Genomic DNA, 19,199 nt, shown 5'->3' with positions numbered 1-19,199 from the left:
GCTGCTAGATTATCACATCTAAATCGAATAGGTTTAATGAAATTAATTTTGATGCCTTGCTTTGCAAAACATATGGTGTAAATACCGATGAACTGACACGTGTTGTTAAAATCTGTTATTTCCCAAAAGGTTTTGCCCATGTTCTTTTCTTAAAATCAAAAAACTTATACCTTTAGGACTCTTAAAAATCGATGTTCAATATATAGACTCCTTTTTTTTAAGAACTAAAAATTTCATAAATACTTAAAACACAATAATAATGAGCAAAGAAATTTTAAGCCTAGAGCCTAAAGCAATTTGGGAGAATTTTTATTCATTAACTCAGATCCCTCGTCCATCAAAGCATGAAGATGAGATTCAGGCATTCATGCTTAAATTTGGTCAAGATCTAGGTCTTGAGACAATTAAAGATGAAGTAGGAAACATCATTATTAAGAAACCTGCTACTCCTGGAATGGAAGATAGAATGGGTGTTGTCATGCAAGGTCATCTTGATATGGTTCCTCAGAAAAATTCTGATACAGATCACGATTTTGAGAAAGATCCTATTGAAACTTTCGTAGATGGTGAGTGGTTAACTGCTAATGGTACAACTTTAGGTGCTGATAATGGTATGGGTGTTGCTGCTGCAATGGCTGTTCTACAGGCTACTGATATGGTTCATGGTCCTGTTGAAGGTTTGTTTACATCTGATGAGGAAACTGGTATGACTGGTGCTTTTGGTCTTCAGGCAGGTGTTCTTGATGGTGATATTCTTTTGAATATGGACTCAGAGGACGAAGGTGAATTATATGTAGGTTGTGCTGGTGGTATCGATGCTAACGTGACTTTCAAAAATAAATTGACTGATACACCTAAGGAAACTACTGCTTTCAAATTGAACATGAAAGGTCTTAAAGGTGGTCACTCAGGAATGGAGATTATCTTAGGTAGAGGAAACTCTAATAAATTACTTTTCCGTTTCTTAAAGCATGCTTCTAAGAACTTCGGTTTACGTCTTTCTTCTGTTGATGGTGGTTCTTTACGTAACGCTATTCCACGTGAGTCTTTTGCGATTGTAGTTGTTCCTAACAAAAATGTTGAAGCTTGTGCTGCGTCATTGAAGGAATTTGACGCTATTTTCAAAGCTGAATTGAGTGGTGTTGAGCCAGATCTAACTTTCTTTGCAGAATCATGTGATTTACCTAAGCAGGTAATGAAAGGTAAGCTACAGAATCGTTTGATCGATGCTATTTACGCTTGTCCTAATGGTGTAATTCGCATGAGTGATGCAATGCCAGGTTTGGTTGAAACATCGATTAACCTTGCTCGTGTTTATAGCGATGATAAAACAATTATTGCTCAAGCTCTATTGCGTTCTTCAGTGAACTCTGCAAAAGACGATTTAGGAGAGATGGTTTCTTCGGCATTTACTTTGGCAGGTGCTAAGGTTGAGTTAGGTGGAGCCTATCCAGGATGGAAGCCAAATATGGATTCTCCAATCTTGAAAACTATGCAAGGTGTTTATAACGACATGTATGGTAAGATTCCTGAGGTTATGGCAATTCACGCTGGTCTTGAGTGTGGTTTGTTAGGATCTAATTACCCAGATTGGGATATGATCTCATTCGGACCAACTATTCGTTTCCCTCACTCTCCAGATGAGAAAGTGAAGATCGATACAGTTCAGAAATTTTGGGATTTCACTGTTGAAACGCTTAAGAATATTCCTGTTAAGAAATAAGCTTTAAGTCATATAATATAAGAATAGCCCGATGAAAATCGGGCTATTTTAGTATTGTAAATTTGCTAATAACAGAGAGGTCCTAATTTTTACAACAAAACTTTTGAACCCTCTTCGTGGTTCTTTATATGATTTATTGTAGCCCGCATTTCATTTTTAATCCCTTCGGGATTTATGCTTTTTATAATAAAATTTGAATCTTTGGTATTACATCAACACATCCCCAAATCTTCACATGAAGACATCAACAAATCTCATCTAAATTTCTTTAAAAGAAGATAGAACGTTAAATAAAAAAACATACCAAGCCCCGAAGCTACAATCAACGACCCCAAAGCAAATTGTAAATAATTCTCGCCTAATGTGTTTAGATTCATTAAATCAGGAATATCCTTCTGGAATTCTCCATGTAAAAGGAGAGCTCCAGTCTGATAACCAGCAATAACAATAAGAGGAATTAATGGTGGCACACTGCTGATATTGACAGTAATTAAAGTCAGAACCTTGTTTAATTTTAATAGCAAAGCTAATGATATTGCAAGCACCGTTTGAAAACCCCAAGCTGGAGAGAATGCAAGAAAGACACCTAAGGATAATGATAACGCGATTGTAGTATTGGTGTTTTCAGCACATTTAATTTCGCTAACAATTGCCTTTTTTACTTTGTCTAACTTTAATCGTCTCAAAACTGTCTGATAGTTCATTATTTTCATCTTTTATTAAAACCACACAATTTCGATACTTGTTTAAAACTAATTATTTTAGATCATCATAGCTACAAACACTTATCTATCCATCATTTCAACGAATTCTTCATCAAGGGTCAAATATTTCCCCATCAAATTAGCTGTCATGCACGAGTGAATCGGTAAAACTCCGATAAGATCACCGACTTTGTATTCGTTAAAAAGTTCTTCGTTGCATTTAATAATACCATGTTCTTGCGAAAGACTTGCAAGGAATCCACCTCCAATAATTGGGCTCCATCCATCAGGCTTGATATCGACCAAAGAGCCGAATAGCTTTGTTCCTTCATCATCCGCTTCCAGGTATTCCTTTGAGAAGTGAACACCGCCTCCATAAATCACAATCTCATTTCTGTCGGCATGTTTGGCCACAATAGGGCAGGCCATTGCAACTGCAATTTCATCTTCCTCGCATGAACCTAAAACGAATTGCATCATATCGTAGAAAGCAAAATTTCCTGGACGAATTTCATCTATACCAAAGAATTCATCACTAATACTACAAGCAGGTGTGTCGCCAAGTGAAACCTCTAGATCAGGAAATTGAGAACGGAAAACATCCTTTAATTCATTTAAATCAAGAACGCATTGTTTGTGATTCTTATGAATTTCTTCGGCATCACTAGCATTATAGTTGTGACCCGAATGAGCAAGAAAACCTTTGAATTCAAGTCGGGTAGATGCTTTTATATAATCGAGTAAGTTCTGAATGCTTTCGGGATCGCTAGCAGCAATTCCTGTGCGATGGTAACCTGTATCTACCTTGATATAGGCGTTTACCTTATTTTTTAGTTCAGCCTCTAAATGATGAATACTTTCAGCAGATTCAACTAAGATATTAAGCTTAATTTTTCCAGCTAGTTCATCAATAATGTCCATCTCTCGAAGGTTTACTGGTATAGCTACTGTAATATCTTCCCATTTATTATTGGCAAAATACTGAGCCATTTCTAAAGATGAGACGCTTATTTTAGATACTCCAAGTTCACGAAACCATTCACTAACACCCGCAGATTGGTGTGTTTTAAAATGTGGTCGAAAACTAAGATTGCATCTCTTAGCACGATCGATCATATTTTCGATATTACGAGTGCATTTTTTTTTATCAAGTAAAAGCGTTGGCTTTTTAATATGTATTCTAATATCCATGGGTTCTTATTCTTGTAGATTCTAGTTCATTTTGTTGTGAATGCCTTTCAGCATTTCATTTTTAAGATTGAGGACTTTCTCCGAAACTCCAACCTTATATATATGTGGACTGATAAAGCGTTTGTGTTCATCAGGTAATTGAGCAAAACGTTTTTTTAAGTAAGCATTGATCTCGCTTGGCGATTGTTCTTCAATGAGGATCTCCCCATTGTCCATAACCAGTTGATTCAGGACTTCAGCTGTACAATTTAGAAGTTCAGTTGTTTTGTGCGAATGAAAAGGATGGAAGATCTGATCTGTACTTTTCTCGTCGAACAGGAGGATAGCATCTCGAAAGAATTTTCCATCTTGATCGAAGTAGCGAACTACTTTCTTTCTGCCAGGCAGCGTCATTTTCTCAACATTCTCCGAAACCTTAAGACAAGCCTTACCGTTGTTTTCAACTAGTTTGTAAACCCCATCAAGAGCTCCCGTGTCATTTCCAGTTACCAATTCGGTTCCTACACCGTAACCATCAATTCGTGCACCTTGTTCGTTCAAACTTTTTATGACATACTCGTTCAGTTGGTTGGATGCAAATATTTCAACATAGCTTAAATCAGCTGCATCCAACATTTCACGTCCCTTTTTACTTAAATAAGCCAAGTCACCACTATCCAGGCGAATACCAATAAGTTTATGGCCTTTCTTTTCGAGCTCTTTAGCTACAATAATCGCATTGGGAATACCCGATTTTAGTGTGTTGTATGTGTCTACAAGTAGAACCGTCGTATCAGGATTTATCTCAGCATACTGGCGGAAGGAATCTATTTCTTTATCGAAACTTTGTACCCAAGCGTGTGCCTGGGTTCCACTTACTGGAATACCATAGTTGAATGCCGCATAAGTATTCGAAGTTGAATTGGCACCACCAATAATGGCTGCTCTACTGGCATGAATTCCACCCAAACCTTGAGCTCTACGCAAACCAAAATCTGCGAAAGTTTTATCACCAATAACCGAACGAATACGACAGGCTTTGGTTGCGATCAATGATTGGAAATTGAGGTAGTTCAAGAGCATTGTTTCAATCAGTAAACACTCAATCATATTGCCTTCGACTCGTATAATGGGCTCGTATGGGAAAGCGATTTCTCCCTCTTTCATACTGAAAATCTTCCCTTTAAATCTGAAATCTTTCAAATACGCCAAGAATTCATCTCTCAAACCAGCTTTTTTAAGAAAGGCGAGATTCTCCTCGTTGTATGAAAATTTGGATAGAATACTAAGTAGATCTTGTAAACCTGCATAAACGACATAACCTCCCTTATAAGGGTTGGTTCTAAAGAAATAATCGAATGTGCTCGTTTCATTTTGTTTGCCACTGTAAAAGTAGGCTTGAGCCATAGTTAGCTCATAAAAGTCGGTGTAAAGACCTGTGTTTTGAGTCAGTGTTTGCATCTTTTTAGTCTAAATAAATCGGACTCCAAAGATAATGACAAAGTTCGAAGGAAGGTCAAAAGAGGGGTGTTAATGCGAAATGATAAGCTTTCTTTCTTTAAATGAATAATTAACAAGAGAAAAACTCTTGAATAGTACTTTGTTGTCAACTAACCCAATAATAGTCTTTTAGGTATGTCGTATTAATGCGAATAACTCGTGCTGTACTTAAAACATAAAGGTGGGTTTTGCTTGTCTCAGTATAAATCCTAATTTAGCGGCCTCTAAAACATTAACTTAAACGAAATAAAAACTTAAAAACATGGCTATAACTAAAGCAGCTAGTCTCTCTATTCGAGATAGCAAAAGCGCAAGATGGTTCGTTTTAATAACGGTTTCCTTCTTGATGCTTACAGGATATTTCTTTACAGATATCATGTCTCCTTTACAAGGAATGTTACGTGACCAAATGGGATGGTCTAATTCATCTTATGGAACTTTTGCTGGTTCTTATTCTGTATTAAACGTATTCTGTTTGATGCTTATCTTTGGTGGGATTATCCTTGACAAAGCAGGTATTCGATTCACTGGTACTTTCTTTGTTGGAATCATGATTGTTGGAGCATTCTTCAACTATTATGCCATGACAGATACTTTTAATAATGGTGGTTTAGGATATGATTTCCTTAACTCTTTCTTACCTGACTATCAGCCTTCTTTAAAAATGGCTATGATTGGATATTCTTTATTCGGAGTTGGTGTTGAGATTGCTGGTATTACTGTTTCTCGAATCATTGTAAAATGGTTTAAAGGAAAAGAAATGGCACTTGCAATGGGTCTTGAAATGGCTTGTGCTCGTGGTGGTATGCTTCTCGCATTTACTGCTTCTCCTTTTATGACTGGAGCTCATGAAGTGATTTCTCGTCCTTTAGCATTTGGTGTTATTCTTCTAGTTATCGGTTTGTTAGCATACTTTGTTCACAACATGATGGATAAGAAATTAGATGCTGAGGTTGCTGCCGATACAAGTGTTGAGGCATCTGAAGATGAATTTAAAGCTTCTGATATATTCTTGTTATTCAAGAATCCTGGTTTCCTTTTGATTTCTCTTTTATGCGTATTATTCTATTCAGCAATTTTCCCATTCACAAAGTTTGCACCAGACTTAATGGTTCAAAAATATGGTTTTCCTGTAGAATTTTCAGGATGGATTGTTGGACTGCTTCCTATTGGAACAATGGTTCTTACTCCTATTTTTGGAGCATTTATGGATAAAAAAGGAAAGTCAGCCAGTATCATGATTTTGGGATCATTACTATTGATTTTCTCTCACGTGATCTTCGCTTTCTTACCAGGTAATGCTCCATTTGCATTTACAGCTATGATTGTTCTTGGATTTGCATTTTCTTTTGTACCAGCTGCTATGTGGCCTTCAGTACCAAAGATTATTCCGGAATCACGTTTAGGTTCTGCATATGCAATGATCTTTATGATTCAGAATGTTGGTCTTATGTTATTTCCTATGTTATTAGGATATGTATTGGATCAATCGAATCAAGGATTAGCAGAAGGTACACCTCTTGATTACACAAAGCCAATGATGTTAATGGTTGGTTGTGGTGTTGCTGCTTTAATTGTTGCTTTTAGATTAAGACATGTCGATAAGAAAAAAGGATATGGTCTAGACCTTCCAAATATTCAGGAGTAATTCTGATATTTATTTGATATAATAAAAGCCATCCTTCGGGGTGGCTTTTTTTGTTGCTCCAAATACTGATATAATACAGGTTTGTTTTTTTAGGCATTTATCTTAATTTAGTAATCTCTAATCCAAAAATTAAATTTAACCCTAAAATTATTGTAATGACAGATGCTATTAAAAAGACTATGAGAGATAGTGCAGGCGCTCGTTGGTTTGTGTTAATTCTCGTTTCATTTACTATGCTTATTGCATACACCTTTATGGAAGTGCTTTCTCCGCTTCAAACTCTTATTCAAAGTACTTACGGATGGAGTGGTACCGATTGGGGAATTGTAACAGGGGCACAAGGATACTTAAATGTGTTTGCATTTATGCTAATCTTCGCTGGTATTATACTGGATAAAATGGGGATTAAATTTACCGCCATAGGATCAGGTATAGTCATGATTTGTGGTGCTATTATCAAGTACTATGCATTTGCTGGTAATTTTGAAATGGGTTCTACAATCATAGGAATAGATTCAAGAGTATTTATTTCAGCAGCCGGATTTGCATTATTCTGTGTAGGAGCCGAAGGTGCTGGTATTACTGTATCTAGAATAATTGTAAAATGGTTTAAAGGAAAAGAAATGGCACTTGCTATGGGGACAGAGATGGCCTTGGCTCGTTTAGGTTCATTCCTGGCATTATTCGGATCACCACGTATTGCTGAAGCTTTTGATATTCCTACATCTGTTTTGGTAGGAACAATTGCACTCAGTATAGCTTTAATTCTTTTCATTGTTTATAGTGTAATGGACACTAAATTGGATAATCAGATAGACGATGATGCTGAAGACGAAGAACCGTTCAAAATTTCGGATATTGGCGTAATTATTTCAAATAAAGGCTTCTGGTACATTGCCATTCTTTGTTTGTTATTCTATTCGGCAGTTTTCCCATTCTACAAGTTTTCTTCAGGTTTAATGGTGAACAAGTTTGGAATTGATCCATCTACAGCTGGTGATATTCCTTCAATTTTACCCTTTGGTACGATTCTTTTAACACCATTATTTGGATATATTTACGATAAATATGGTAAAGGTGCTTCTATAATGATTCTTGGAGCTGTATTGCTTGTTATCGTTCATACTATTTTCTATATTCCTGCTTTAACAGCAACTTGGGTCGCTATTTTTGCTGTTGTTCTACTGGGAATTGCTTTCTCATTGGTTCCTGCAGCTATGTGGCCATCAGTTCCAAAAATTATTCCTGAAAAACAGTTAGGATCAGCTTATGCGCTTATTTTCTATGTTCAGAATATTGGTCTAATGCTAGTTCCTATTCTATTAGGTATTGTTTTGGATAAAACAAATCCAGGTATCAATGAAAAAATTGAAACCACAATTGCTACTTTCAGAGCAGAAGGCGTTCCTGCAGGGGATATCTCAGCAAAAATTCAAATGCTTAGAGAAACGGGAGAAATTCCAATGTTTGACTATTCGTCAACTTGGTTAATTTTCGTTGGCTTAACACTTCTTGCTTGTGTATTTGCTTTCTTGTTGAAAGCTGAAGATCGTAAAAAAGGTTATGGCTTAGAATTACCAAATATTCAGGGGTAATTCTAATATTGATATTATAAGAAAAGCCATCCTTCGGGATGGCTTTTTCTATTTTAAACGGATTCTGATTCGTTTATCCAATGAATGGTCGATACTTAAAGATATCATCGGATAATTTGACAGATTGTTAGTCTCTTGTCCCCATCTCGCTTATTGCAAGAGTTCCTGCAACAACTGAGATGACTGCGGCAAAGCTAGAGAGTGAAACACCACAGAAAGGAATAATAAGACATAGGGAAAATACAAAGCCATTAGCTATTACAATTCCTTTATTCTCTCTCATAAACTGAATACTCTGCTTTAGATTTAGCTTCTTGCGTTCTAGAGCGTAATCCATAAACGAAAAGCCATAGAAGTAAGCTGAAATAAAGAAAAGCATGATAGCTGCAAACCAACCTATAATAGGAATAAAACTCAATACAAACATCAGTACCGTTAATACGAGCTCTATGCTGAAATTTCGTAAAGCAATTACAATTCCTCTAAGCACATCTTTCAGTAGCTGAATAAAGCTAAAAGGATAGTCTACACCCGTTTTTATCTTCTCGGTTCTCTCAGATAGATATGAGAAAATAGGTGACATCAGAATAATGATGATATAACCGCCTAAATAGGCAAAAAGAAGGAAAAACATAATTTTAAAAGTGAGCCATACAAAGGCGTCCATCACAGTTTTAAGAAATCCTGAACCCCAAAAATCACCTTGCTGCAATTCAAATTGACTCTGTAAATACACCTTTGCTGCATCTGAATATTCGTTGACCATATCCCAACCAAACCAGAATAGAAGAATGTTGAAGGCAATGGGGAATAAGAAAAACCAGGCTAATTTCTTTTTGAAAATGAAACTTAATGCTTCAGAATATTTACGAAGGCCAAAGCTGAAATCTTTGAAAAAACTCATATAAAAGGTGTTAAAATTGAGATGTAAAGATCTGTAAAAAGATAAGCCGAATAAGGCTAATCCTTTATTAAATTTTAAAATTAACAACTTGCCAGTATAATCCGAATATTGAAACCAAAAAACAGCATAATTTTATTACTTAGAATCATTTTGAATTGGGACTGAATTGTATCATCTTTGTTTTACAAAAATATTGATGATGATAAGATTCCTTACTCGAATTATACGTGACCGAAATTTCGTTTTAATACTAGCTGTTATATTGGGCTTAACTATTGGCGATTGGGCTGAATATCTAAAAACGTATACCTTCTACATTTTAGCTGTTGTGATGATTTTCTCGACAACAGGCTTAAGCACCAAAGCATTGTTCCCTCTGAAGAAAATGATTCAACCCCTATTGTTGGGTTCAGTTCTCAATTACCTCGTTTTTGGGACTGTTATTATTAGTCTGGCCTATTTTCTGATGCCAACTCCAGAGTTATTTCTGGGTTTTGTGGTTATAGCTGCAACGCCACCTGGATTAGCTGTCATACCTTTTTCTCATATTCTTGAAGGAGATATTAAATATGGGATTGTAGGTGTTTTGGGAGCCTTTATCAGTTCTATTTTCTTAGCACCAGCCATTGTTGGTTTATTGAGTAATGTGGATGGTGGCATTGATTCTGGTATGCTTTTTATGACGATGATTAAGCTGGTTTTGATTCCTATGATTATTTCACGATTTCTACTTTGGGAACCTATTAAACCAACTGTTGAAAAGGTGAGAGGTAAAGTTGTCGATTGGGGTTTTGCCTTATTGATATTTACTGCAGTTGGTCTAAATAGACAAGTTTTTTTCTCAAATTTTGAAGTGCTTTTTCTCGTCGCTTTAGTCCTATTTCTTAGTATATTTGGCTTAGGCTGGATCTATGAGTTTGTCGCTGCTCGACTAGGCGTTAAAAAAGAGATTGCAATGACTCAAAAATTACTACTTACGATTAAGAGTTCTGGATTTGCCGTTGTAACAGCTTTAACTCTATTTGGTAAAGAAGCCGCCATTCCTTCTGCTGTTATGGCAATTTTTGTGTTGTTATATCTGCTCTATCTTTCTTTTAGAATGGAATTTAGGAAGAAAAGGTTAAAGGTTAAAGGAAGAAGGCCTCCCGAGAACCGGGAATAAAGGTAATCATGTTTCAATTTATGATTTAATTGTAAATCATTAATTACTAATCATTAATTACAAAGAGTGAAGCTAACATTTTTAGGTACTGGAACCTCTCAGGGAATACCCATTATTGCATGCAAATGTCCCGTTTGTTTATCCACAGATAAAAGGGATAAGCGATTGCGAACATCTGTTTTAATTGAAGTCGATGATCAAACCTTTGTTATTGATAGTGGACCTGATTTCCGTTATCAAATGCTGAGAGCTCAGGTTGAGAAGCTTGATGCTATTCTTTTTACGCATGAGCACAAAGATCATACTGCAGGTTTGGATGATGTGCGTGCCTTTAATTGGGTAAATAAGAAAGCAGTGGATATCTATGCTGAAGAACGTGTGCAAGCCTCATTAAAGCAGGAATTCGCTTATGTATTCGCCGAGTTTAGATACCCGGGTATTCCTCAGTTAAATTTATGGACTGTAGAAAACAAGCCTTTTAATATCAATGGAACTCAGATTATACCCATTAGAGCGAAGCATTTTAGATTACCCGTATATGGTTATCGAATTGATGACTTAGCCTATATTACCGATGCCAATTATATCTCTGAAGAAGAAAAAGAGAAAATGCAAGGTCTAAAAGTTCTTGTTTTGAACGCATTGAGAAGAGAAAAACATCTGTCTCACTTTACGCTATCAGAAGCTTTGGCCTTAATCGAAGAGCTTCAGCCTGAAGTTGCTTACTTAACTCATTTTAGCCATCAGCTGGGATTTCACGAAGAGGTATCTAAGGAATTACCAAAGAATGTTTTTATGGCCTACGATGGCTTGCAAATAAATATTTAATACCAAATTACTATAGCTTGAGCTATAAAGCTAAATGGTATAAACCAAATTGATCTATTAAAAAAAGACCTCAAATATTATATTTGAGGTCTTTCTGTATGTTTATTTTTTTAACTCGTAACCATCATATTTGCCTTTTTTAATGGCAGGTATGCCATCAATCATCCAGGCAGGAGCAGCTTCTCCTTTTAGGTAATAATCGAAAAATTGCATCATTCGTATGGATAAGTCCATACGGTTAGCACGGCCTTTTAAGTTATGTGCTTCTTTATTGTATGAAAGTAACCAGCAAGGCTTCTGTAATCGTCGCATAGCCACAAAGAATTCAATGCCTTGATACCATGGCACAGCACCATCATGATCGTTGTGCATGATTAGTAAAGGTGTTTTGATCTTTGGTATTGAGAAAATTGGCGAGTTCTCGATATAGTGCAAAGGCTTTTCCCAAAGCGTTCCACCAATTCGACTCTGAGTATGCTCGTATTGGAACATTCTACTACGACCACTCTTCCAACGAATTCCACCATAAGCCGAAGTCATATTACTAACTGGAGCTCCAGACATGGCACATTTATATAGGTTGGTTTTTGTCACCAAATGTCCAATCTGATAACCTCCCCAACTTTGACCTTGCAAGGCAACTTTATCCTTGTCTATAAAATCGAAACGATCCATCATAGCCAATGTCCCTGTTACAATCGAGCTGTAAGCACTCTCTCCCGGATGTCCAACCTTTGGATAGGTGATATCTGGCATGAAAATCAGGTAATCATTACTCACGCAGTAAGTCGGATTGATAATAGACCAATTAGGTTGAGGCACGTAATGCTTGTGTAAACGATCACTTACGCGTTCGTAGAAATAAACGAGCATTGGGTATTTCTTATTGGGATCGAAATTCTCAGGTTTAAACAACATGCCCTGTAATTTATCTCCGTCTCCAGAAACCCAATCAACAAGTTCAACATTTCCCCATAGTATATTCTTTTGTTGAGGGTTTGCATCAGAAACCTGCTTTTCATTTTTAAAGTTCGAATCACTTAACCATAGGTTAGGGTAGTCAACAAATGTAGAACGTTTCCACACCAATCGATCTGCATTTTTAGCTTTAATCGGGTATGAATAGCTAACATCTTCGAAACGGATCTGTTTAAGCGACTTCCCATCGGCTAATTGATAGAAACCTGATTTTTTATTGAATTCTCCGAAAGCTTTCAATAATATAGTCTGATTTAAATCTATTGTTTGTTCTTCTCTATCGAGTTTTACGTAGCTAAAACGGATGTTTTCTTTACGACCTAATCCCTCTGTTAGGTTTATCGCTTTCTCTTTTCCTTTTGGATCAATTTTCCAAATGTCGTAGCGATCCTGAATTAGGATATGCTTATCATCATCAGTCCATCCCATTACACCATATGGGCTTGGATCACTTGGTGTATCGTGAGTTTCAGAGTAAAAGTTGTAAGGAATATCAGCGGTTAATTTTCGTGCTTTTCTGTTTGCAATCGTGTAAACATTCCAAGTGCTATCTGCTGTTTCGTACCAGTATAAGTACTTTTGAGATGGTGAAATTGCAACTCTAGCATTTTTCTTTGCTAATACCAATTCTGATTGACCAGTTGTTGTATTAACCAAATAGTAATCTCTGAACCAGTCGTTCCACGACTCTTCCATTTGATATGGTAAAGAAGAACTTCCTAAAGCTAAACTTGCATTACCATGATCGTATAGTTTGACTCTTGGTAGATTCTTATCAGCAAGTTGATTGATTGTTTTTTTCTTCGTGTTGTAAACTGCTAAGTAAGTTCTCTTAAGTTCTTTTTTAAGACTCACTTTTTGCTCCGACTGTAGCAAAGGATCTTTCCAGCTCCAAATATCTAGTTTGTATTTTTCAGTATCTAAAAGCGTATCCTTCTTCTCTTTTTCTACTTTTGGAGCGATACCAAAATACAGGTTTTTACCATTTCTGGAGAAATCCAATTCGCTATTTTCATTCACACACCAAGCTTTGGCAACCTCAATGTTTTCTGAATTTAAGATCACTTTAGACTGCTTCAACTTTGTATCGAAGTATTGCAAATTGTAGACTTTCTGCTTAGTGGTGTCTGCTGAAAAAATAAAAGCTAATTTATCTCCATCTGCAGCAATGCTCAGTTTCTTGGCTAATCCTACATTCTGAAAAACTTGAATCGAATTTTTGTCTTCGAAATTCAGAATTGAAACTTTAGCTTCAGAAATACTATCTTGGCTTTGAGTGATGAATGATACAGCTTGTCCATTTCGAGAGATTGTGTAATCACTCACATTTGAAAAGGAAATCGTTTCGTTAGTCAGTAAATTTTTGAGTTTTAAATCGCCAACTTCAGCTTTGTCTTTTTTTGATTTCTTCTTCTTCTTTTTAGCCTTTGGGGCATTTTTAGTTGTGTCCTTCGCTACTTTCTTAGTCTCAAGTAGAAAAGCCATCCATTCACCATTTTCAACGGCTGTTTTATATGATTTTAAGTTGGCGTATTTCTCTAGTTTATGACTTGCTAGGTTTAAGGTAGCTAAGGAATCTTTAGGTAAATCTTTCGATTTTACTTTCTTAAGTTTGGCTTGTCTTATGGTATCAAATTGAGCTTTAATTTTAAATACCAGGCTTTTAGAGTCTGCTGAGAATTTGGCAGCATATCCTCTTGGGAAAGAATCTAATTTCGCTGTTGAATGCTGATAAAGGTAAAGATAACCATCACCTCGCTGAGGATTGATTTCGTAGCTAAGCCAATCGCCATTATTTGATATTTTATGACTTCTGATGTCTTTCCATCCGTCGTAATCGCTATGCTTCAAGGCTCGTTTATTCGTTTGAGCCATACCCATTGAAAGTATTGAGCTAACAATTAGTGTGAATAATAACTTTTTCATTAGTTGAGTTGTTTTTGGTTGTTGTTGTTGGTTGTGGTCGCATAAAAAATGCAAAGACTTATAGCCTTTGCATTTGTAAATGTTTGATATTAAGTTCTAGTCGATATCCAAATTGTCAATTTTCTCAAGAAGATCATGAGTTGAATTTAACAAATCATCATATACCAATTTGAAATGTGGCTTAATGTCGGCCTTTTTATCTATTTTTTGATTGATACGAGCGATGTAGTTATTACGAGCATCGGCAGCTTCGTTCATAATGCTGTAAACGTCTTCTGCATTTCTTTTTCCAAAGAATTCAAGATGAATAATACTACGCATTAAGATTTCGTTGGTTAAGAAATTTACATCTTTTTTAAAGTCTCTTCTACTGGCCATATTCTTAGTATTTAATTTTTTTATTTAGGATCAGCCTAAGCTTAAAAATAAGCTGTTGGGCAATTGCTTGCAAATATACACCAAATTATAAGTATTTCTTATAATCTTGATCTTCTTCAAATGTGTGGTGTTTAATCCAGTCAGCGAGGAATTCCAGCATTTTTTTTGATAATTCATTATTTTCATCTACAACTTCCTTACAAAAGCTAGAGATTCTTCGAAGAAAGAAACGATGTTCAAATTTGTGATCTTCCAGACCCGGATAGTTTCTGTCAGCCAATATAGCTTCTTCTTCAGAAAAATGTAATTCGCTGTATATTTTTAAATCCACCAGTGTTTTCTTTATAAACTCTTGGTTCACATCTACATTTTTAATTAAAAGATTCACAATATCAAAAAGTTTCTGATGTTGTTCGTCAATAAGAGGATGATCTAAACTTAGATCAGAAGTCCATTTCATTAAATCCATACAGCTTTTATTTAGTGAGTTATAGTTGAATAAGTATTTACTCTTGGACAATTACAATTACTTAAGGTGAAATTTAATGATAATCTCCTACAATCGGTTCTAAATTTTTAAAAAGAAGAATTTTTATTGCAATTAAAATTTGAAACTTATTGTAAGGAATAAATCATCAAAAAAGGCTTAATTTGTGTGTGAAACCTGAATAATATAAGGAAATGAATGAATGTTCTCAGTATAAATATTTACACAATAGTAAGCTTAAGGATACCCCTAAATTTAAAAATGAGTTTTTTCGAACTGGATTATCTCTTTATGAGGTGATTCGTGTTGTCAATTCTAAACCCGTGTTTTTAAAAGAACATCTGACACGCTTGGAACGTTCTGCAAACAAGGTTGGGCAATTTGTATGGTTAAACTATCGTGAACTTGTTGAGAAAATTGAACTCGTAATCGTTTCGAATGGAGTTGTAGAAGGAAATATTAAGATTGTGTTTAATATTCATGATAACGATCGCAATTTTTATTGCTATTTCGTACATCACAAATATCCGAGTAAACAAGAATATAAAGAGGGTGTTAGTACAATCGTCTATAATGCTGAACGTCCTAATCCTAATGCCAAAGTATATGATCACAAGCTTCGTACATATACCAATACGGTAATAGAAAGTCCTGATGTTTTTGAAGTGATTTTAATGGATAATCTTGGGAATATCACCGAAGGTAGTCGGTCCAATCTATTCTTTATTAAAGACAATATGCTTGTAACAGCCCCAGATAATCAGGTGCTGAATGGTATTGTTCGTTCTAAAATAATTGAGATATGTGAAAGAGTGGGAGTGCCTATTTTAAAAGAAACAATAGCATTTTCTAGCCTTTCTAAATACGATTCAGCATTTTTAACCGGAACGTCACCACAAATACTTCCCATTCGAAATATCAATGCCCTATCATTTGATGTCAATCATCATTTACTTAAGTCCCTTTTAAAATCATATAGAGATGAGTTGGCTGACTATATACAGCAACAATCATAAGTGAATCTAATTATCTATTTTTTGGAAAGGCAAGCCTATTTCAACCTTGGTTCCTACAGCATTTTGAGTTTCATCGTATAAATCGAAGACTTTATAATCGTATTTTAATATATTATTATTCATTTTATTCAGCAAGGAAATTCTTTCTTGAATAATTTTCATTGTCTTTTCGTGAGATGATTTACGACTCTCAGCATCAAACTCTTTCGATTTAGAACGACCGATACCATTATCCTCAATCGTACATTTAATATAACGACTGTCTTCTAAATCAAAATTGATAAGTATTAAGCCATCTCCCTTAGAGGAGGATAAACCAAATCGAATGGCACTTTCAATAAAAGGCTGTATCAACATAGGAGGAATGTGATAATTGTAGGCGTTTATTTCTTTGCTCAAGACGATTTCAAAAATAAAATGATTCATGAAACGCATTTGCTCTAGCTTCACATAGTGCTTTAAATATGCAATTTCGTCTGAAAGGCTAATGTAATCTTTATCAGCATTATTAATGTTTTTACGGAGAACCGTAGAGAAGTCAGATAGATAATCTAGCGCGTTTTCAGTTTCTTGTTCAAGAATATAACCTTGAATCGAGTTAAGTGCATTGAAAATGAAATGTGGATCTAATTGATTTTGAAGGGTTTTCATTTTAAGACCTAAAATACGCGTGTTTATCTCATTCCTTTTTTCTTCTTCTTTGCGAATCTTACGAGTGTAAACTCGCATGCCTGTAATTATAAGCCCCACTAAAGCTGCAAATGTAATGGCGTAAAACCAAAGCTTCTTCCACCAGGGGTAAGCTATAGATATATTGATTGAGAAAGGAATGGTATGTGCTTTATTTAGATGTTTCCCCTGAATGTTTAGGATAAATTTTCCACTTGGAAGATTGGAATAAACAGCTTGAGTATTTGAGCTCCAATCTGACCATTCTTTATCAAAGCCTTTTAATTGATATCGATAAGCATTCTCGCCTGAATTTAAGCAATTTTGGAAACCATATGAGAATGTTAGATAATTTTGATTGTGTAACAGATCTAAAGGACCAATAATTTTGTTAGTCCAGTGGCAAACTTTAGATGGATCTCGTAGCCAATCTTTATTGTAAATCTGTATGTTTTTCAGGCTTAGAGAGCAGGTGCTTTCTTCAACCTGATCAACCATTGAATTTGTGATTTTCAGAAGCTGAGTGTTTGTTACTACCCAGATATTCTGATCCTTATCAACTATGGAGCTTTTGCCACTTCGATCGTTATACCCCTTTTTGTGATTCCAAAAGCGATAACGAATTGTAGAATCTGATTCCCAATATTTATAATCGAAACGGTAAGCACCTTCGTTTGTTCCACACCATAAATAACCATCTTCTATATACTGAAAACCCTGTATTGAGGTGCCCGAAAGACCTAGATTTTGGTCGATGATACCTAAAATGTGAAGCTCATTATCTTCGTATTTTAATTTGTAAATACTACCATTATTTCCACCAGCAATCATATTACCATCAGGTAGAATAAGAAAGTCATTGATGATATTATGAATCTCTGAGTTCTTTTTAGTAAACTGTTCAATTTTACTTGACTCATATCTGAAAAGACCGACTTGTTTCGTAGAGAACCAAATTTCTTTTTTGTTAGATGTTATTTGACTCACTTCAATTTCAGTTGATTCTGAGATTTTATGTGTAAAGATTCTCTTTTGAAAGTTATTGCCTGAAAAAACAATAAATTCATTGTCCCATATGCAACAAAGCTCATTATTAGCAGTGAATTCGAATTTTGTTGCTGGACTTATTCCTAGAAAATTTATCTCATCATTTTTCAAATTGAGAGTGTAAAATCCCATATTAGTTGCCAACCATAGTTTCGATTTACCATCATTTAAGATATCAAAAATTTGAATTCTTCGTTCGCAAACTGCCGATTTGCAGCCTTTACTTATGGTGCATAGTTTTGAAGTCGAAATTCGTTTCTGAATTTTATTTTCTTTAAAATATATGATCTCATTATTGGTCGCAATATAGATATAGCCTTTCTTATCAGTTTCAATATCTACGATAGTTAGATCATCCAGATGAAAATAGGATGCATTAAAGTATTGAAACATCGAATTTTGGAAATGTAATATGCCCTTATTTCTGGTGCCTAGCCAAATATTGCCTTCGTCCTTATTTACGAAAATTGATTGTACAAAAACATCTTCAATATTATTTGAGGCCGAGAAATCCTCAACTTGTTGATCAAAGACTCTTAATACTTTTCGGTGTTCGATACCTGCTATAAAATACCGTACCAGATAAAATTTTTCATCTTTAGCCTGATTTACTTGAATTATTTCACATTCAATTTCACCATCCTGGTGATTACGAATTTTAAATGCTTCCTTACTAAAAGCAAGATCGTTTTTAAGTTGAGAGTTGTTAAATTCGTTGAAGGCTATAATTGGTAGGTACTCGTCTCTTTTTAATAGATCCAGTTGGTTTTTTATAAAATTGCATTCAAAGATCCTTTGAAATTCATCTGATATAGCGATCAACTTATTGTTATTATTAACGAAGCTTGAAATGTTTGTTTTACTATTGCTTTCCAGAGGTGTTAATTCAAGTTTCTCTTTATTAGCAATAGATACTTTATAAACGCCTTCCTTTGTTCCAATTAGAAGTGTATTTAGCATTCTATCGAAATAAACCGTTTGAATACCATTTTTCAAGCCTAAGTCTTCATGGCTGTAAATTCTAATTGTGTAACCATCATAATAACAAAGACCTAAATTGGCAACTGTTAACCAAAGGTTCGTATCATTATCTTCGCATATTGATAGGATTCTTTCTCCGTATAGTTCTTGTAATTCCTTACGGATAATTATTTTCCCTCCGTCAAATTCAAAAAAACCAGCATCTGTAGCTACCCAAACGATATTTCGCGAATCGCTAAAGATTTGATGAATATTATCACTTGGTAAGCCATCGTTTAGTGTATATGTAGATTGAAAACGGCTTGATGCTTCTGACAGGCATGTACTAAGCAGTATCAATAAGATTATATTTATATGTTTGGCTAAAGTTTTTCTAAGCATAGTACAATAATAGGGAATATGCTTTAATAATTTAACTGTCAAGTTTGTCAAATTACATTTGCAGGTATGTTGTATGAACATCAAGCCTATTTTATCAAGAGT

At 35.1% G+C, this 19,199-nt stretch carries 14 protein-coding genes; 6 read left to right on the top strand and 8 right to left on the bottom strand.

Translation table 11 applies throughout. The annotated features are described in order from the left end of the window. Positions 1-259: 259 nt before the first annotated feature. Complete coding sequence (locus tag ACXR6G_RS02400; protein ID WP_458359803.1) at positions 260-1,723, top strand: aminoacyl-histidine dipeptidase; 1,464 nt, start codon at positions 260-262, stop codon at positions 1,721-1,723. Positions 1,724-1,977: 254 nt separating this feature from the next. Here the strand turns inward: ACXR6G_RS02400 and ACXR6G_RS02395 are convergent, their stop codons facing one another. The 3 genes from ACXR6G_RS02395 to ACXR6G_RS02385 form a co-directional block, all read right to left on the bottom strand. Continuing rightward, positions 1,978-2,427, bottom strand: coding sequence for a DUF2062 domain-containing protein (locus ACXR6G_RS02395; protein ID WP_458359802.1), 450 nt, complete (start codon positions 2,425-2,427; stop codon positions 1,978-1,980). An 81-nt stretch (positions 2,428-2,508) separates the two neighbouring features. Next, a complete protein-coding gene (locus ACXR6G_RS02390; RefSeq protein ID WP_458359801.1) occupies positions 2,509-3,618 on the bottom strand; it encodes an alanine racemase in 1,110 nt (369 codons plus the stop codon). A gap of 21 nt (positions 3,619-3,639) precedes the next feature. Continuing rightward, positions 3,640-5,058, bottom strand: a complete 1,419-nt coding sequence (locus tag ACXR6G_RS02385; protein WP_458359800.1) for a nicotinate phosphoribosyltransferase — start codon at positions 5,056-5,058, stop codon at positions 3,640-3,642. Between the two features lie 301 nt (positions 5,059-5,359). On the opposite strand from ACXR6G_RS02385, the gene ACXR6G_RS02380 reads away from it, so the two are divergent. Continuing rightward, positions 5,360-6,745, top strand: coding sequence for an MFS transporter (locus tag ACXR6G_RS02380; protein ID WP_458359799.1), 1,386 nt, complete (start codon positions 5,360-5,362; stop codon positions 6,743-6,745). A gap of 155 nt (positions 6,746-6,900) precedes the next feature. Continuing rightward, positions 6,901-8,340: an MFS transporter gene (locus tag ACXR6G_RS02375; protein WP_458359798.1), complete on the top strand. Its 1,440-nt coding sequence runs from the start codon at positions 6,901-6,903 to the stop codon at positions 8,338-8,340. A 127-nt stretch (positions 8,341-8,467) separates the two neighbouring features. On the opposite strand, the gene ACXR6G_RS02370 is transcribed toward ACXR6G_RS02375, so the two are convergent. Beyond that, entirely contained in the window at positions 8,468-9,244 is a 777-nt protein-coding gene (locus tag ACXR6G_RS02370) for an EI24 domain-containing protein (protein WP_458359797.1), read from the bottom strand. Positions 9,245-9,443: 199 nt separating this feature from the next. On the opposite strand from ACXR6G_RS02370, the gene ACXR6G_RS02365 reads away from it, so the two are divergent. Both ACXR6G_RS02365 and ACXR6G_RS02360 read left to right on the top strand, forming a co-directional pair. Then, entirely contained in the window at positions 9,444-10,406 is a 963-nt protein-coding gene (locus ACXR6G_RS02365) for a bile acid:sodium symporter family protein (RefSeq protein WP_458359796.1), read from the top strand. A gap of 66 nt (positions 10,407-10,472) precedes the next feature. Next, positions 10,473-11,234, top strand: coding sequence for an MBL fold metallo-hydrolase (locus tag ACXR6G_RS02360; protein ID WP_458359795.1), 762 nt, complete (start codon positions 10,473-10,475; stop codon positions 11,232-11,234). Between the two features lie 102 nt (positions 11,235-11,336). Here ACXR6G_RS02360 and ACXR6G_RS02355 read toward each other — a convergent pair whose 3' ends face one another. The 3 genes from ACXR6G_RS02355 to ACXR6G_RS02345 form a co-directional block, all read right to left on the bottom strand. Further along, complete coding sequence (locus ACXR6G_RS02355; RefSeq protein WP_458359794.1) at positions 11,337-14,138, bottom strand: prolyl oligopeptidase family serine peptidase; 2,802 nt, start codon at positions 14,136-14,138, stop codon at positions 11,337-11,339. 96 nt (positions 14,139-14,234) lie between these two features. Further along, positions 14,235-14,516: a hypothetical protein gene (locus ACXR6G_RS02350; protein WP_458359793.1), complete on the bottom strand. Its 282-nt coding sequence runs from the start codon at positions 14,514-14,516 to the stop codon at positions 14,235-14,237. 85 nt (positions 14,517-14,601) lie between these two features. Further along, entirely contained in the window at positions 14,602-14,985 is a 384-nt protein-coding gene (locus tag ACXR6G_RS02345; RefSeq protein ID WP_458359792.1) for a bacteriohemerythrin, read from the bottom strand. 212 nt (positions 14,986-15,197) lie between these two features. Between ACXR6G_RS02345 and ACXR6G_RS02340 the strand changes: the two genes are divergently transcribed. Next, positions 15,198-16,019, top strand: coding sequence for an aminotransferase class IV (locus ACXR6G_RS02340; RefSeq protein ID WP_458359791.1), 822 nt, complete (start codon positions 15,198-15,200; stop codon positions 16,017-16,019). Positions 16,020-16,025: 6 nt separating this feature from the next. Here the strand turns inward: ACXR6G_RS02340 and ACXR6G_RS02335 are convergent, their stop codons facing one another. Further along, positions 16,026-19,097: a histidine kinase gene (locus ACXR6G_RS02335; RefSeq protein ID WP_458359790.1), complete on the bottom strand. Its 3,072-nt coding sequence runs from the start codon at positions 19,095-19,097 to the stop codon at positions 16,026-16,028. Positions 19,098-19,199: the final 102 nt, after the last annotated feature.

It is taken from the genome of Ancylomarina sp. YFZ004 (assembly GCF_054254355.1).
Note: the sequence above shows the minus strand (reverse complement) of the source record. Positions and strands in the feature narration are given on the sequence as shown.

Excerpts from the sequence above, each read along its gene's own strand:
- ACXR6G_RS02400 (WP_458359803.1), top strand. The coding sequence starts at position 260 with ATGAGCAAAGAAATTTTAAGCCTAGAGCCTAAAGCAATTTGGGAGAAT.
- ACXR6G_RS02395 (WP_458359802.1), bottom strand. The coding sequence starts at position 2,427 with ATGAACTATCAGACAGTTTTGAGACGATTAAAGTTAGACAAAGTAAAA.
- ACXR6G_RS02390 (WP_458359801.1), bottom strand. The coding sequence starts at position 3,618 with ATGGATATTAGAATACATATTAAAAAGCCAACGCTTTTACTTGATAAA.
- ACXR6G_RS02385 (WP_458359800.1), bottom strand. The coding sequence starts at position 5,058 with ATGCAAACACTGACTCAAAACACAGGTCTTTACACCGACTTTTATGAG.
- ACXR6G_RS02380 (WP_458359799.1), top strand. The coding sequence starts at position 5,360 with ATGGCTATAACTAAAGCAGCTAGTCTCTCTATTCGAGATAGCAAAAGC.
- ACXR6G_RS02375 (WP_458359798.1), top strand. The coding sequence starts at position 6,901 with ATGACAGATGCTATTAAAAAGACTATGAGAGATAGTGCAGGCGCTCGT.
- ACXR6G_RS02370 (WP_458359797.1), bottom strand. The coding sequence starts at position 9,244 with ATGAGTTTTTTCAAAGATTTCAGCTTTGGCCTTCGTAAATATTCTGAA.
- ACXR6G_RS02365 (WP_458359796.1), top strand. The coding sequence starts at position 9,444 with ATGATAAGATTCCTTACTCGAATTATACGTGACCGAAATTTCGTTTTA.
- ACXR6G_RS02355 (WP_458359794.1), bottom strand. The coding sequence starts at position 14,138 with ATGAAAAAGTTATTATTCACACTAATTGTTAGCTCAATACTTTCAATG.
- ACXR6G_RS02350 (WP_458359793.1), bottom strand. The coding sequence starts at position 14,516 with ATGGCCAGTAGAAGAGACTTTAAAAAAGATGTAAATTTCTTAACCAAC.
- ACXR6G_RS02345 (WP_458359792.1), bottom strand. The coding sequence starts at position 14,985 with ATGGATTTAATGAAATGGACTTCTGATCTAAGTTTAGATCATCCTCTT.
- ACXR6G_RS02340 (WP_458359791.1), top strand. The coding sequence starts at position 15,198 with ATGAATGAATGTTCTCAGTATAAATATTTACACAATAGTAAGCTTAAG.
- ACXR6G_RS02335 (WP_458359790.1), bottom strand. The coding sequence starts at position 19,097 with ATGCTTAGAAAAACTTTAGCCAAACATATAAATATAATCTTATTGATA.